General features: G+C 67.4%; 17 protein-coding genes. 7 read left to right on the top strand and 10 right to left on the bottom strand.

Annotated features, from left to right (window positions below; all coding sequences use genetic code 11):
- Window positions 1-3 precede the first annotated feature (3 nt).
- From ACX1D0_RS03330 to ACX1D0_RS03340, 3 genes are all read left to right on the top strand, one after another.
- Window positions 4-1,026 (top strand): ABC transporter permease, encoded by a 1,023-nt coding sequence (locus ACX1D0_RS03330; RefSeq protein WP_459019481.1) that lies wholly within the window; start codon window positions 4-6, stop codon window positions 1,024-1,026.
- An 81-nt stretch (window positions 1,027-1,107) separates the two neighbouring features.
- Window positions 1,108-2,082, top strand: coding sequence for a substrate-binding domain-containing protein (locus ACX1D0_RS03335; protein ID WP_459019482.1), 975 nt, complete (start codon window positions 1,108-1,110; stop codon window positions 2,080-2,082).
- Window positions 2,083-2,188: 106 nt separating this feature from the next.
- Window positions 2,189-3,007 carry a GntR family transcriptional regulator gene (locus ACX1D0_RS03340; RefSeq protein ID WP_459019483.1) on the top strand — a complete coding sequence of 273 codons (819 nt, stop codon included), beginning with the start codon at window positions 2,189-2,191 and terminating at the stop codon, window positions 3,005-3,007.
- 53 nt (window positions 3,008-3,060) lie between these two features.
- On the opposite strand, the gene ACX1D0_RS03345 is transcribed toward ACX1D0_RS03340, so the two are convergent.
- From ACX1D0_RS03345 to ACX1D0_RS03355, 3 genes are all read right to left on the bottom strand, one after another.
- Window positions 3,061-3,465 (bottom strand): type II toxin-antitoxin system VapC family toxin, encoded by a 405-nt coding sequence (locus ACX1D0_RS03345; RefSeq protein ID WP_459019484.1) that lies wholly within the window; start codon window positions 3,463-3,465, stop codon window positions 3,061-3,063.
- The gene (locus ACX1D0_RS03350; RefSeq protein WP_459019485.1) at window positions 3,462-3,707 is read right to left on the bottom strand and encodes a type II toxin-antitoxin system Phd/YefM family antitoxin; all 246 of its coding nucleotides are present in this window, start codon (window positions 3,705-3,707) and stop codon (window positions 3,462-3,464) included. Before ACX1D0_RS03350 ends, ACX1D0_RS03345 begins: the two co-directional genes overlap by 4 nt.
- A gap of 114 nt (window positions 3,708-3,821) precedes the next feature.
- Window positions 3,822-4,586 carry an SDR family oxidoreductase gene (locus ACX1D0_RS03355; protein WP_459019486.1) on the bottom strand — a complete coding sequence of 255 codons (765 nt, stop codon included), beginning with the start codon at window positions 4,584-4,586 and terminating at the stop codon, window positions 3,822-3,824.
- 210 nt (window positions 4,587-4,796) lie between these two features.
- Here ACX1D0_RS03355 and ACX1D0_RS03360 point away from each other — a divergent pair, with 210 nt between their 5' ends.
- A complete protein-coding gene (locus tag ACX1D0_RS03360; protein WP_459019487.1) occupies window positions 4,797-5,396 on the top strand; it encodes a malonic semialdehyde reductase in 600 nt (199 codons plus the stop codon).
- Between the two features lie 451 nt (window positions 5,397-5,847).
- Here the strand turns inward: ACX1D0_RS03360 and ACX1D0_RS03365 are convergent, their stop codons facing one another.
- Complete coding sequence (locus tag ACX1D0_RS03365; RefSeq protein WP_459019488.1) at window positions 5,848-6,267, bottom strand: winged helix-turn-helix transcriptional regulator; 420 nt, start codon at window positions 6,265-6,267, stop codon at window positions 5,848-5,850.
- Window positions 6,268-6,366: 99 nt separating this feature from the next.
- On the opposite strand from ACX1D0_RS03365, the gene ACX1D0_RS03370 reads away from it, so the two are divergent.
- Complete coding sequence (locus ACX1D0_RS03370; protein WP_459019489.1) at window positions 6,367-7,371, top strand: NADP-dependent oxidoreductase; 1,005 nt, start codon at window positions 6,367-6,369, stop codon at window positions 7,369-7,371.
- 85 nt (window positions 7,372-7,456) lie between these two features.
- Window positions 7,457-8,107, top strand: a complete 651-nt coding sequence (locus ACX1D0_RS03375) for a GNAT family N-acetyltransferase (protein WP_459019490.1) — start codon at window positions 7,457-7,459, stop codon at window positions 8,105-8,107.
- Between the two features lie 52 nt (window positions 8,108-8,159).
- On the opposite strand, the gene ACX1D0_RS03380 is transcribed toward ACX1D0_RS03375, so the two are convergent.
- The gene (locus tag ACX1D0_RS03380; RefSeq protein ID WP_459019491.1) at window positions 8,160-8,498 is read right to left on the bottom strand and encodes a DUF1294 domain-containing protein; all 339 of its coding nucleotides are present in this window, start codon (window positions 8,496-8,498) and stop codon (window positions 8,160-8,162) included.
- 107 nt (window positions 8,499-8,605) lie between these two features.
- Here ACX1D0_RS03380 and ACX1D0_RS03385 point away from each other — a divergent pair, with 107 nt between their 5' ends.
- Complete coding sequence (locus tag ACX1D0_RS03385; RefSeq protein WP_459019492.1) at window positions 8,606-8,767, top strand: dihydrofolate reductase family protein; 162 nt, start codon at window positions 8,606-8,608, stop codon at window positions 8,765-8,767.
- A gap of 20 nt (window positions 8,768-8,787) precedes the next feature.
- Here the strand turns inward: ACX1D0_RS03385 and ACX1D0_RS03390 are convergent, their stop codons facing one another.
- From ACX1D0_RS03390 to ACX1D0_RS03410, 5 genes are all read right to left on the bottom strand, one after another.
- Window positions 8,788-9,474 carry a class I SAM-dependent methyltransferase gene (locus ACX1D0_RS03390; protein ID WP_459019493.1) on the bottom strand — a complete coding sequence of 229 codons (687 nt, stop codon included), beginning with the start codon at window positions 9,472-9,474 and terminating at the stop codon, window positions 8,788-8,790.
- A gap of 325 nt (window positions 9,475-9,799) precedes the next feature.
- Window positions 9,800-10,696, bottom strand: coding sequence for an aldo/keto reductase (locus tag ACX1D0_RS03395; RefSeq protein ID WP_459019494.1), 897 nt, complete (start codon window positions 10,694-10,696; stop codon window positions 9,800-9,802).
- 74 nt (window positions 10,697-10,770) lie between these two features.
- On the bottom strand, window positions 10,771-11,667 hold the full coding sequence (locus tag ACX1D0_RS03400; RefSeq protein ID WP_459019495.1) for an alpha/beta hydrolase fold domain-containing protein: 897 nt from the start codon (window positions 11,665-11,667) through the stop codon (window positions 10,771-10,773).
- A gap of 135 nt (window positions 11,668-11,802) precedes the next feature.
- The gene (locus ACX1D0_RS03405) at window positions 11,803-12,150 is read right to left on the bottom strand and encodes a type II toxin-antitoxin system PemK/MazF family toxin (protein ID WP_459019496.1); all 348 of its coding nucleotides are present in this window, start codon (window positions 12,148-12,150) and stop codon (window positions 11,803-11,805) included.
- A complete protein-coding gene (locus ACX1D0_RS03410) occupies window positions 12,137-12,376 on the bottom strand; it encodes a ribbon-helix-helix protein, CopG family (RefSeq protein ID WP_459019497.1) in 240 nt (79 codons plus the stop codon). Before ACX1D0_RS03410 ends, ACX1D0_RS03405 begins: the two co-directional genes overlap by 14 nt.
- Between the last annotated feature and the right edge of the window lie 15 nt (window positions 12,377-12,391).

The following is a 12,391-nucleotide window of genomic DNA, read 5'->3' on the forward strand; positions in this document are numbered from 1 at the left end:
GCCATGAGCATCGACACCACCCTTCCCACAGTCCCCACCGCCACCACCGCAGCACCGAAGTGGGCGGTTCCCGACAGATACAAGGTGTTCATCCAGCAGGGCATGGTGCTGCTCGTCGTGGTGGGGCTGGGCGTGTTCTTCACGATCATGCAGCCCAACTTCGCCAGCTGGGCGAACATCTCCTCCCTGCTGCTGGCCTCCGTCGTCACCGGCGTCCAGGCGATCGGGCTGTGCTTCGTCATCGCCACCGGCGGCATCGACCTCACACCAGGCCTCGGCATGGCGTTCACCTCCGTCATCACCGCCCTCCTCATCGCTGAGAGCGGGCTGCAGCTGCCCATGTGGGCGGGCATTCTCGGTGGTCTGGCTGCCGGCGCACTTCTGGGCCTCATCAACGGCTCGTTGGTGGCCTACGTGAAGATGCAGCCGATGATCGCCACGCTGGCCATGATGATGGTGTGCGCCGGGGCCGCCCTGGTGCTGGCCGATGGCAAGACCGTCTCGCTGCGCTCCGTGGAGGGCTACGACCAGATCGCCATGGGCCAGGCCATCCCCGGCATCCCCAACGGTGTGGTGATCCTGATCCTGCTGGCCATCGTTGCCGGCGTGGTCATGAACAAGACCGTGGTGGGCAGGTACGCGCTCTCCATCGGCTCCAACAAGGAGGCCACGCGCATCTCGGGCGTCAACACCAAGCGCTACGAGGTGCTGGCGTACGTGATCTGCGGCGTCTTCACCGGCATCTCCGGCGTGCTGATGTCGTCGCGCCTCTCCGCAGCCCAGCCCACGCTGGGGCAGGGCTACGAGATGTACGCGATCGCCGCGGCCGTCATCGGCGGCACCTCGCTGCGTGGTGGACGCGCATCCATCTTCGGCGCTGTGATCGGCGCCGTCACCATCCAGACCATCTTCAACGGACTCACCGTCATGGGCGTCCCCGACCAATGGCAGAAGGTGGTCCTCGGCGTCGTCGTCCTCATCGCCGTCATCGTCGACATCATGCGCCGCGGCGGCAAAGAAGAGTGACCCATCCCCCCCATCGTGATCGGACAAGCGCCGATCCCGGAAACTCACCGTCCCTCAGGGACATCAAGAAGGAGAACTTCAATGAAGAAGCTGTTCACGTACTGCGCGGCCACCGCGCTCATGGCGACCGCCCTGGCCGGATGCGCCGACTCCACCGCATCCACTGGCGTGGCCGACTCGGGCGAAGCCAAGATCCGCATCTCGATCGTCGGCAAGGGCATCTCGGACTTCGGAACGCTGATCAAGAACGGGGCACTGGCCGCCGGCGAGGAATTCGGCGCTGACGTGACGTGGAACGCCCCCGACACCGAAAGCGAAGGCGACCGCCAGCTCAACATGCTGCAGACCGCCGTCAACGACAAGGTCGACGGCATCGGGTTCGCCCCCCAGGACGGGGCCCAGGACGGCGCTCCAACTATTCTCGAACAGGCTGAGGAGGCCGGCATTCCGATCGCCGTCTACGACACGCCTCTGTCGTCGTCTGAACTCCCGATCGTGACGATCGCGTCGGACAACACCGCGATCGGCGCCCTGGCGGCCGAGGAGACCGCAGCCCTCATCGGCAACAAGGGCAAGGTCGCTCTCGTCGTCAACGGCGTCGTCGGCACGGCAGCCCTCCGTCGCGACGGATTCGTCGAGTGGATGGAGGCCAACGCACCCGACATCGAGATCGTCGACATCCAGAACGGGGAGGCGGATCCGGCAAAGGCCCGCGACAAGGCCCAGGGCATCCTTCAGGCGAACCCGGACCTGGACGCACTCGTCGGCACCGGTGAGTACCCCACCATCGCGATCGCCGATCAGGTCGCCGCCATGGGCATGGACACCAGGGTGGTCGGAGTGGACTCGAATCCGGACGTCCTCACTCTCATCGCTGAGGGGAAGATCGACGGTGTGGTGACGCAGAACCCCTACAACATGGGCTACCAGACGGTGAAGTCACTCATCGAGGCCATCGAAGGAACCACGCCGTCGTCGGACAAGATCGTGTCTCCTTCGGCCTGGGTCACCGCGGAGAACATGGACGACCCGGAGATCAAGCAGATCACCGGCTGACCCGAATCCACCCCGCGTGAGGCCCGGCCAGAGTCAGCTCAGGACGGGCCTCACGCCATCCGAGAGGCGGTCCGTCGTGAGTGTCGCGTCGAATCATTCGAACCAAGTGCTCCGGATCCAGCCGCTCGAGGTTCCGGTATCGCTGGACCGGGAGAGCCCCATCCCTCTCTACCAACAGCTCTACGACCAGCTGGCCGCCGCCATCCTCGACGGCAGGCTGAGCCCCGGGGAACGGGTCGAGGCCGAGCTGTCCATGGCCGAACGCCTGGGCCTGTCCAGGCTCACCATCCGCCGCACCCTGGCCGAGCTCGTCAACCACGGCCTGCTGCTCAGGGGACGGGGGCTGGGCACCGTCGTGGCCCATCGTGAGCAGGAGCGCCCCGGGGGGCTGACCAGCCTCCACAGCGACCTCACGGCCGCCGGACACACCCCGACCACCACGCTGCTGGCCATGCACTACCCCGTCACGCGCGCCGACATAGCTCGGCGCATGGGGATGGGAAGCAAGACTCCGCTGCTCTACCTCGAGCGGCTCCGGCTTGCCGACGGCGCCCCGCTCGCCATCCTCCGCAACTGGCTGCCGCCGTCGAGTTCCTCGATGAGGTTCCTGGACCTGGAGAACCAGGGCCTGTACGCCTCGCTGCAACGCCATGGGATCGAACCGCACGTGGCGACCCAGACGATCGGGTCCCGGCACCCCACTCCGGTCGAGCGCGACCTGTTGAACATCGGCGCACTGGACCCGGTGCTGACCCTGATGCGGATGAGCGTCGACAGGATCGGCCGCGCCGTCGAATGCGGGGAACACACGTACCGGGCGGACCGCCACGAGTTCGACCTGACCGTTTGGGCTGGGCAAGGCGACGGCGGGTCCGGCCGGCCTGATGAGGGTCCACTTCGGGGGCCGTTCCGAAAGCCGCTCTGACTAGAGTCGTAGCCCTGACGTTCGACGTGTACAACCGCGCTCTCTCCGACTCGTCAGAGGGCGACGATGTCGACGAGATCCTCGAGCCCTGCGAAGTCCTCGATGTTGCGGGTGTAGAGGCGAGCGTCGTGGGCATGTGCGGTGGCTGCGATGAGCAGGTCCATCACCCGTCTGCGTGGTTGGCGGCCGGCATCGACGACGGCCGCCGCGAGTCGGCCATAGCTGACCGCTACTGCTTCGTCGACCGGCAGTGCGTCGAAATGTGTCTGCAGGATGCTGAGGCGGCGGAGTCGTTCAGCGCGAATGCCAGCTGTCTTGGCGACGAGCACGCCGAACTGCAACTCGGCCAGTGTGATCGTGCTGATGGCGAGAACGCCAGGGATGGGCGCAATAGCGCCGGCAATGATCACGCTGGTGTCGAGGATGCCTCGGTCGGGCGAATCGTTCTTGCCGTTCACCGGTGGGCCCAGGGGTCGCGCAGGTCGCCGTCGAGAAGTTCCCGATCCTGCTCCCAGTCACTGTCAGTGCCGCGGAACAGTTCGGCGATGTCGCTCCAGGATCGCCACTGTGTGGCGTGTGCTGGGACGAGCCGGGCGCTGGGCCGGCCGGACACCGTGATGGTGATCTCTTCGCCGGTCTGGACGCGGCGTACCAGGTCGGACGCGTCTTGGCGGAGTTCCCGCAAGCCCACTCTCGTCATGGAACCAGGGTAGCACTTGTGCTACTTCCGGGCGGTGGGCAGCCCGAAGCGTTCGCGGCGCGGCTCCGGGAGGTCCTGGACGCACAGGCCCGCTGACTGCGCCGACACCATGGGCTACTTTGCGGCGAAGCCTCCGTTGCTGTGCAGCAACTGCCCGGTGAGCCAGCCCCCAGCAGGGGAGAGCAGGAACCCCACGAAGTCGGCGGTATCCTGCGGCGTGCCCAGGCGGCCTGCCGGTGTCTGCCGGGTGAGGAGGTCGCGCAGCTCGTCGTCCATCCATCCGGTGTCGATGGGGCCGGGGTTGAGGGCGTTCGCGGAGATCCCGCGGTCGGCGAGCTCGATGGCCGCGGCGATGACGACGCGGTCAAGGGCGCCCTTGCTTGAGCCGTAGGGCAGATTGTGGGCGGTGTGGTCGCTGGTCAACGCGACGACGCGTCCGGCCCGGGCGGCGCGGACCTGCTCGGGGAGCTGCTCGGCGAACGCCTTGATGAGGAGCCACGACGCCCGGGCGTTGACCGCGTAGTGCCGGTCCCAGCTCGCGACGCTCGTGTCGAGGATGGAGGAGTCGACACTCTCGGTGTGGGAGAGCATGAGGGCGGTCAGGTCGTCGCGGCGGTTGGCCGCGGTGATGAGGTGAGCGGGCACGTCCGGGTCGGCCAGGTCCGCCGGCAGCAGGTCGACGGTGGCGCCGGCCGCACGGCAACGTTCGGCGATGTCGTGCGGGTCCTGGGGGTCGTGCTCGAGTCCGACGCGGTCGTCGTAGTCGGAGAGGTATCCCAGCGCGAGGTCCCAGCCCTGCTCGGCGAGGTGCAGCGCGATGCCGGCCCCGATCCCTCGCGCCCGGCCGACACCGGTCACCAGTACTGTGCCCTTGGCCATGTGGCCCACCCCTCCGACCCTGTACGACGTCTGTGCCATTCCATTATCACCGGGCCCCTGGTGAACCGCGATGACCGGCTCTTGTGCCCGTTCTCGGAAGGCGGGTAGAGGGCAATGGCAAGTCGCGCCCGTGCGTCGACTGCGATGGGGGACTCGTAGCCTGGTCCTGATATAGTAGAAACGTCAACTACTTTAAGGATCGAATCCCTGATGACTCCGCTGGCTGCCTCCGAGCACCTCACCGCCGACCGCATCTTCACCGACATGCACACCGCATACCGGTTCACCTCCGAGCCGGTCACCGACGAGGAGTTGGCCCGTGTGTACGACTTGGCGAAGTACACGCCGACAGCGATGAACAGCCAGCCTCTGCGGGTGACGTTCGTGCGGTCGGCGGAGGCCAAGGAGCGGCTGCTGCCGTTGATCGCCGAAGGGAATCGGGCCAAGTCGGCCTCGGCGCCCGTGGTGGCGATCCTTGCCGCGGACACCGACTTCCACGAGCACCTGGCCCTCGTCGCGCCGCAGCACTCGGGCGCCCGGGAGCGCTTCGCTGCGAACGTCGATCAGCGGCATGCCATGGCGGTGAACAACGCGTGGCTTCAGGCGGGCGGCTTCATCCTCGCCGTGCGCGCGGCCGGCCTCGACGCGGGACCCATGGGTGGGGTGGACCTCGCCGGCATCGATCGGGCGTTCTTCGCGGGCTCGTCTCTTCGCGCGATCATGGTGGTCAACATCGGCCACGCGGCCGAGGACGGAACCTATCCCCGCAACCCTCGGCTGACCTTTGACCAGGCGGTTGCTCTGGCCTGAGCCCCTGGCTCGGCCCGCGACGCACCCATTCGCGACTCCCGTCGGTGGTAGCGGGTGCCACGTTGTTGTCGGCGCAGTTGGACGCGTTGATGCCGGCAGGGCGGGGCAACGTGCCTAGCCAACGGCGTTTTGCTGTGTCCCTTCCATTATCGGTTGGTTGAGCCGGATCCGTTGCAGTCGGAGGAGTCGCAGTGGCGGGTGCACCTCGACGAGGTGACTGGGTTGCCGTGGTTCACCCCGCCGCGTCACATCGATCCTGCCCGCCGGCCGAGGCGGCATCAACGCCACCGGCTCCAGCAACTCGCACCCCGTGTCGGGGCACCACTCTGCCCACATGATCCCGACCCCCAGGCTGGGATGATCCGGACGCCCGCGGCGCCCGCGACAAGTACGCGGAGCACAGCCTCGACGAGCTGATCGAGCGCAGCGCCGCCATCTGGGCGCGCGCCGGCTAGCCGGCGGTTGCATTCTCAAGGTGGGCTTGGCGCAGCGCGTCGAGACGGGCCTGTCTCTCCTCGCCAGTGTCTCCGAGGTTGGGTGCAAAGCGACTGGTGGTGCGGTCGATGCGGGCGCCCAGGTGGCCGAGCTCCACCAGGAGCGGCACCGTCGACAGCCCGAGCTCGGTGAGGGAGTAGCGGCCCTGCTTGCCGCGCGCAACCGCCGTCTTGGTCAGGAACCCCGATGCGACCAGGTCGGCCAGTCGCCGCGACAGTACGGGGGCGCTGATGCCCTCGCCGCTGCCAGTGAGCAGGTCCCGGAACGAGCGACGGTCGTGCACGGCGATGTCGCGCAGGATCAGCAGGCTCCACTGGTCGCCAAGCATCTCGAGGCTGCGGTTGATGGGGCAGTCCGAGCGTGGATCGGGGATCATCGCACCTCCAGTTCAGTAGTTGCGTTCTGTTATCAGTGAGTCTACGCTGTCGAAGTAGTAACAAACAAGAACTACTTGGTTCGCAACGAGGAGCAGATCGTGAAGGCATTCGTCCTGGAGAAGTACGGCGCGCCCATGCGGGAGGTGTCGATCCCAGTGCCTGCTCCGGGCCCCCGGCAGGCGCTGGTGCGGATGGTTGCATCGGGCGTCAACCATGCGGACGAGCGGACCCGTGCGGGGGAGTTCAAGGCCGTGTTCCGGCTCGCGCTGCCCCAGGTGATGGGTGGGGAACTGTCCGGTGAGGTGGTCGCGGTCGGTGAGCAGGTGACGGAGGTCACCGTCGGGGACGAGGTCTACGCCTATACCGGCGTGATCGCGATGGGCACGTTCGCTGAGGTTGTTGCCGTCGATGTCGACGCCTTGGCCCCGAAGCCGGCGTCCACTGATCTGGTTGAGGCGGCGTCGCTGCCGGTGGTGGCGTTGACCGCCTGGCAGGCTCTGGTCGAGATCGGGCACCTGCAGCCTGGACAGCGGGTGCTGGTGCACGGCGGATCCGGCGGTGTCGGATCGGTGGCTATCCAACTGGCCAAGCACCTCGGCGCAACCGTGATCACCACCGCCTCGGCGGGCAATGCCGGGTTCGTGCGCGAACTGGGCGCTGATGAGGTGATCGACTACCGCACCGAAGACTTTGTCGCCCGCCTCGCGGGCAACCCCGTGGACCTCGTCCTGGACACCCAGGGCGGCGACACCACCGCCAAGTCGCTTCGGGTGCTGCGCCCCGGCGGCACCGTCATCGGGATCGCCGGCACCCCCGATCCCCACCTGGCCGACCAAGCCGGCGCGGGCAAGCTCGTCAAGCTGGTCCTGGCCGCCTTGAGCCTGCCGCTTCGCCGACGGGCCAGGAAACTCGGCGTCTCCTACCGCTTCCTGTTCATCCGGCCGGACGGCCAGGCGCTGCGCACGATCGCCGGCATGGTCGACGAGGGCGTCCTGCGGCCCATCGTCGACCGCGTCCTGCCGTTCGACGAGACACCCGAGGCGCTGAGGCAGGTCCTGGCGGGCGGAACCAGAGGGAAGGTCGTCGTCACGACCCGGCTCTGATGGGCGCTGGGCGGTCAGGCTGCCGTCGTCTGAAGTTGCGGCGCCCTTCCTCCGCGATCGGCACGCCAGGCGCCAGACTGGGGGCATGTCTCGTTTGTCGCTTGAACAGATCTGGCCACCGTTCGCGCTCGGGATCACTGCCGGGGACCTTCAGCTCACCGTCGTCCGCGAGGGTGATCTGCCAGAGCTCCTTGAACTCGTCCTGGACGGCGTCCATGACCCAACACAGATGCCGTTCCTGTTCCCGTGGACAGACGCACCGGCAGACGAGTTGCCCGCCAACTACGTGCGCTACTTCGGGCGCACTCTGGCCGGGCAGTCACGCGAGACCATCAGCCTTCAGCTGGTGGTCCGACGGTCGGGCCGGGTAGTCGGGATCCAGGCGCTCGAAGGACAGGGTTTTCCGGTGACCCGGACTCTGGAAACCGGTTCGTGGCTCGGCCGCCGCTTCCATGGCCAAGGCATCGGCACCCGGATGCGTCAGGCTGTGTGCGCCGTCGCGTTCGACCACCTCGGGGCTGAGCACATCACGTCCTCCGCCTTCCTCGACAACCCGGCGTCCCTGGCCGTCAGTCGCAAGGTGGGCTACCGGCCCAACGGGCGCCAGTGGGTGTCGCGGCGCGGGAAGGCCGCCGAGCAGGAACGGCTGCTGCTCACGCCCAGCACCTTCGTCCGTGGAGACCCGGTCCACGTCGATGGCGCCGCTGAACTCAGGGTCTTCCTGGACCTCGCGTGACCTGGCGGAACCCGTCGCCGCCGCCCGTCATCCTGCTTGGGGAGGCAGGCCATCAGAACGGCAAAGGCTGAACGACCCCGATCCACGCGGTCACGGCGCAGTTCGCGACGACCGTGAGCCAGTACGCAGTCCGAAACGGCTGCTTGCGGGTCTTGTGACGCAGCGCATGCCTGGCAACAAGCGCGCCGGGCCAGCCGCCGATCAGCGACACGAGATGGAGGGTCGATTCCGGGACCCTGCGCTCACCGCGGACGGCTGCCAACTTGTCGAACCGATACATGAAATAGGCGACGGCGCTCAGAAGAAGTAGAACGCCCGGAGCCACACGCGGCAGCACATCAATGACCGCGAGGACACCCACACCCCCGATGAACAGCGTCGCCACAATCATGGCGGCGACTGATCCCTGCGGCAGCGGTGCGTTCTGGGGCTACCCCTTGGGGGAGACGCGGCCGGTAGAGTTCAGGCCCACAGGGCGATCACCACTGGAGGCGCGAGATGTCCCTGACGAGAGTGCACAACCAGGTGCCCGTCGTTCTGGGCCGCGGCGTCCGCCTCTGGGACGGGTTGGAGGGACTGGAGGAGTCCTTCGACATCGAGGCCGTCTCCTCACCCAGCGGGGTCACCCATCTCACGTTCACGCGCAGGGTCGACGCGTAGAAGGCGCGGCGTCGGCTGCATCACGTGCGGCTCTCCATGACGAGGAAGAGGAAGCTGATGAATCGCCTCGTTCCGGAGGGCGGCAGGAGTTCCTGGGGGGTGTCGTCGGCCACGGCCGGTTCATGGAGCGAGGCGATGCGCAGCCCGGACGCGTTGACTGCCTGATAGATGTCGTCGAGCGTGCGATGCCACATGAACAGGCTCGCCTCACGGCCGGCGAACGTGTGCGTGAACTCGTACTGCTCGATCCCGAAATACCTGTTCTCAGTCATGGCGAAGGCGAGAGGATGATTGACCGAGGCCACCAACCTTCCTCCAGGCCGAAGCACCCGTCGGATCTCGGACAGCGGGGGCACCCAGTCCCGCAGGTAGTGCAGCACCAGGGATGCGCACGCCACGTCGAAGCTGTCGTCGTCGTAGGGGAGGGGATCCGCCAGGTCCGCCACCCGCAGGTCGACGGCGTCTCCCAGCCTCCTGCGGGCGATCTCGACCATCGCTGCGCTCTGGTCGAACCCCGACACCCGAGCGCCGCGCTGCACGAACTTCTCCGATAATGGGCCTGCGCCGCAGCCGATGTCGAGCACATCCCTGTCGGCCACGTCCCCGGCGAGGTCCAGCATGGCCGGGCGCTCGTAGTAGGCGTTGAGGAGACTGCGCTCGTTCTCCTCGTTGTAGTGCGCGGCGAAGGCGTCATAGTCGGTCTGCATCGGTTCAGGCTCCAGTCTGATCGTCTGCGTCGAGCGTAACGCGCAAACGCGGCCGTCAGGCCGGTGTTGGCCCCACCTTCGGGGGCCTTCAGTGACTCATCTGCCGATTGGCTCGGAAGGTTCGGCGGCGCCATGCTGACGGTCAATCGGCGCCACCGGGAGCACTTCTGGGGATCGAGACGTCACACTTGGATGCCGCCGAGCACTGCCCGCACGAGGGACTCGGCCTATGACTGTGTGGCCGGTCGTGAGGTCGCGACGGCCGCAGCAGGGTGGTTCTCATGCGTGCGCCCCAGCCTGCGGAGTCGTCGCAGGAGGGGCCGGGTCAGCCCTCGGCGCGGCCGTTGAGCCAGGCGACCATGGCCGGGTCGCGGTGGTCGAAGAACAGCGAGGCGCCGGTGTCGAGCGCCGCGATCGCCTGCATCTGCTCGTCGGTGAGGTCGAAGCCGAAGATGTCGAGGTTCTGCGCCATCCGTTCCGGCCGGACCGACTTGGGGATCACCACCACCTCGCGTTGCACCAGCCACCGCAGCACAACCTGCGCGACCGACTTGCCGTGGGCGTCGCCGATCTCGGCCAGGGTCGGGTTGGTGAACAGATCGTTCCTGCCTTCCGCGAACGGGCCCCAGGACTCGATCTGCACGCCGCGTTCGCGCATCAGCTCCTGGTCGGCGAACCGGGCATGGAAGGGGTGGGTCTCCACCTGATTGACGGCCGGGGCGATCTCGTTGCGCTCGATCAGGTCGACGAGCCGGTCGCCGTGGAAGTTCGACACCCCGATGGCGCGGATGGCGCCCTCGCGGTTCAGGTCCTGCATGGCGCGCCAGGCGCTGTAGTAGTCGCCGTAGGGCTGGTGAATCAGGTACAGGTCCAGCCGGTCGAGGCCGAGGCGTCGCATGGAGGCGTCGAAGGCGCGCTTGACGACGTCCTCGCCGGGCTTGGCCTGGATCCACAGCTTCGTGGTCACGAACAGGTCATCGCGGGCCAGGCCGCTGGCCTTGATGGCGAGGCCGACCGCCTCCTCGTTGCCGTACGAGGCCGCGGTGTCGAGGTGCCGGTAGCCGGCGGCGAGGGCCTCCTCGACGATCTGCTGTGTCTGCTCCGCGGGGATCTGGAAGACGCCGAAGCCGATGATCGGCATCTGCACGCCGTTGTTCAGGGTCACGGTCGGGATGGGTGTGGTGGTCAAGGTTCGCCTCTTCGTTTGCGGTGTGTATCCCATCAAACCCGACGTTCGCCGCGCCTGGGAGTGCCTGCTGGAACGGGTACCGGGAGAGCACCCCTCACTTGGCGGAGTCAGATTGTGACGGGGGATTCTGAGGCCGGGCTCAGGCTCGCGGCGAGGAAATCGTCGACCACATCGGCGAGGTCGTCGGTGAAGAACGACGGCCACACGCCGTGGCCGCCACCCTCGACCACCACGAGCTGGACCCGCTGACCGGCCTCGGAAAGGGCCCGTGCGTACTCGACGCTCTGCCCAACCGGGACCACGTCGTCGTCAGTACCGTGGACCAGCAGCACGGGACTCAGGACGCGGCCAGGCGTCAGGTAGTGCGCGGGGCTGGCGGTGCGCGCCAGGTCTGGCACCTCGCTTGGACTGCGTCCACCGAACAGGAGGCGGACCGCCTCGTCGTTCCCGATCTGCTCAAGATCGGTCGGCGCGTAGAACGCCACGGCGGCGCGCACGTCTGCCGGATCAGCGTCCGGGGCGTCATCGAGCTCGGGAATGCCGACCGTCGCGTGGACCAGCAGTGCCACGTGGCCACCCGAGGAGTCGCCGGAGATGGCGAGACGGTGCGGATCGATCGCGTACGCGTCGGCGTTGCGTCGAAGCCAACGCACCGCGGCCTTGGCGTCGTGCACTTGAGCCGGATGAACGGCCACGCGGGAGGGTCGGTACTCGACGAGGGCAACCACATATCCGCGCTCGGCGAACCGGCTCCAGAAGGCGATGGCGCTGCCCATGGGTTGGTCCCGCCATCCGGAGCCCTGGACGAAGACCACGCACGGATAGCGGCGCGCGAAGGCTGCCTCCCAGCCCAGCAGCGCAGCGTCACCGCTGGGCTGGATGATGTGCAGACGCAGATCGCGGTCCGCGCGCGAGGCGTATGTCACATCGAGATGCACGTAGACGTTGGTGCGGTCGGGTGCCGCCTGGATCACTCGGGTACCGGCAGGCCAAGGTGCGCTCACCCACTCATCCCACCACAACGGGCGGCTCACCATCGCGCGGCCGGCGCAGCACGCGCGGGCGTCCCTGTCCCGGCACCTCAACCCGGGTGTTGGGCGTCGTGTTGTCCTCAGTCACGTTGGCGAGGCTTGACCGACCTAAAGGTGGAGGTGCAGCCTGAGCGCCTCGTCGAGCTCGGCCATGAGGTGCAGGGGGACTCGTCCGATCGCAGGACCGAGCCTCTCGATCGAGACGGATCGCACCTGCTCAGCCTGCGCCTTGGAGTCGATGCTCGTTCCCGTGTCATCGGCCGGCAGTAGCACCTGGAATGGATACACGCGAGCGATGTTGCTTGTCAGGGGGACAACGGTGACGACTCCGCGGCCCAGTCGTGCGGCGACGGCGTTGGCGTGGTCATTGCTCACCACAACGGAGGGTCGGCGCTTGTTGGCCTCACCCGCCCAGGCCGGGTCGAGGTCCGTGAGACGGATCTCACCGCGCAGCATCGGTCAACCCGTCCGACGATGCGGGCTCCCAGTCCCGCGCGTCGCCCGACTCCTCCCATTCGCGCCATGCGGCTGCGTAGGCCTCTTCGAGTTCCTGGTCGCCCAACAACCTGATCGCCTGCTGGATAGCAGCGGAGCGTGACTTCAATCCAGCCCTCACGCTGTACTTGTCGAGGGCGGCGACGTCGTCCGCGGAGAGGCTGATACTCAACTTGACTTGCGTCATGCTACCACGGTAGCA

It is taken from the genome of Tessaracoccus pujii, from assembly GCF_054483895.1.